This is a genomic window from Streptomyces sp. NPDC047072, assembly GCF_040643855.1.
Taxonomy (GTDB): domain Bacteria; phylum Actinomycetota; class Actinomycetes; order Streptomycetales; family Streptomycetaceae; genus Streptomyces.
On sequence record NZ_JBEYVC010000365.1, the window covers coordinates 1 to 1,810 of the forward strand.

A 1,810-nucleotide genomic window follows, 5' to 3' on the forward strand; every position below is an offset into this window, starting at 1 on the left:
GGGTGGCCGGACGGCCCCTGTCGGGGGGTTGGGGGCCGTCCGGCCGGTCGGGGGTGGTGGGGTGGCCCCCCGGTGGGGGTGGGGGGCCGGTTGGGGGGTTAGGCGGCGTTGTAGCCGTTGAGCTTGTCGGTCAGTTCGGCGCGCTTGATCATCAGCGCCTTGACCTGCGCGTCGATCCGCTCGATCTCGGGCTTGATCTTCTCGGCGCGCTGGGCGTTGAGGAACGCCGCGTACTGGCTCTCGCGCTTCGGGGTGGCCTTGTCGCCCTGGTAGACGTGGATCAGCGCGGTGACCAGGTCACGGACCTTCTCGAAGGTCGCGGTGGTCGCGCGGGTGGAGGGGGCGTTGGTCGGGAACTGCGCGGCCAGGACCGTGCGCCGGAAGTTGATCAGCGGGTTGGGGTCGTCGTTCTCCTCCTCGTCGACGATCAGGTCCGCCGGGTTGACCAGCTGGTGACCGACCACGTACATCAGGTCGCCCTCACCCAGCACCGGCACCTCCTCGCGCTCGTGGCGGTCGATGCTGCCCTTGCCGAACTGGATGTTCAGCAGCCCCGGAACGGCCGGGTCGAGGTTGTAGTCCGGGTGGACCACGACCGCGCCGATCGGGAACGACGCACCGTCCGCGAACACGCGGGTCAGGTCGTAGACCGCCTCGCCGTTCTCCCCGGTCTCCACCGTGTACGCGTACTCGGAACCGGCCAGGGTCTTGAACGTGTTGGTGGCCTTGGACATGAAGATCCCCTCCATCAGGGTCAGTTGGTGGTTTCTCGGCCGGTTCTTCGTTCCCCCGACCTCGTGATAACTACAGTACACGTCGAACCATGAGATTGCAACACTCTGGAAGGGGTCACCTCAACAACGCTTCCCCCAACCCGCCTCCACCTAGAAACTTCACCCCACCCCCGACCTCACCAACCCCCACCCGGACCCCAACCCACCCCCGCCCAGCTCCCCAACTCGACACCCCGCCACCACCCCCAGAACGCCCACCCAACCCCCCGGACAACCCCCACACGCGACCGAACCGAACGCGAATCTAACGCCCCCGAAACACCCGGATGCCCCCGCACGCGAATCTAACGCCACCCTCACGCGCACCCGTTGCCGAACACCCCGGACCCCACACCCACACCCGCACCCGCCCCGAATCTAACGCCCCGACAAATCCGGACCCCGAATCTAACGCCACTCTCACAACGGCCCGGAAAACCCCTGTCACGCCCCCGCGCAACCTCCCCGCCCTCACCCTCCCCGAACGCCGTACGGCCCTGTAGGCTGCCGTACAGAGCCGCACGGGCGAGGAATCGCCCCCACCGCCCCCGGCTCGACACCGGGCCGGAAAAGCGGCCCAATTCCACGGGGCCGGGCTTGAGTTCACCGGTAACCGGCCCCTATACTGGACCCGCACGGCAGGAACTCAGGAACACCGGCGGAAAGGACACAGCCGGAAACCTGAAAACCCGTCAACAGGAACCACACGAAAGGCCCGGATAGGCCACGGGGCAGACCCCCACCACCTAGCCAGCCATTCAGTGACCAGAACCCCCAGAAAGGGGAACTGAATTCACGGCCGGACCACGATCCGGCCCCCGGCCCGCCCCGCCGGGCCGGCCTCGGTGGCCGGCTCCCGCCGGCCGGAAGCGCTCTGCGCTGACGGTCTGTCAGAGGGCGCTTCGCCGACATCGAGGCGGAGCTGGACACCCACCGTCCGCCCCGCCTGGACGCGGCCCGCCGGATCCGGCGCCCGCAGCAACTTCGCGACATGCGCGGTGGACGCCAGTTCTCCCTCCCCCGCGGCCCCGTCGAAC

Annotated in this window: 2 protein-coding genes; both read right to left on the reverse strand. The window is 68.5% G+C overall.

All coding sequences use genetic code 11. The features are described from left to right. Positions 1-98: 98 nt before the first annotated feature. Positions 99-734, reverse strand: coding sequence for a hypothetical protein (locus ABZ896_RS52710; protein ID WP_360946653.1), 636 nt, complete (start codon positions 732-734; stop codon positions 99-101). Positions 735-1,566: 832 nt separating this feature from the next. Further along, positions 1,567-1,810: hypothetical protein (locus ABZ896_RS52715; RefSeq protein WP_360946656.1), on the reverse strand; the 244-nt coding region annotated here is incomplete at its 5' end.

What these genes read in the sequence shown, in the direction of transcription:
- ABZ896_RS52710 (WP_360946653.1), bottom strand. Translation starts at nt 734, where the DNA reads ATGTCCAAGGCCACCAACACGTTCAAGACCCTGGCCGGTTCCGAGTAC.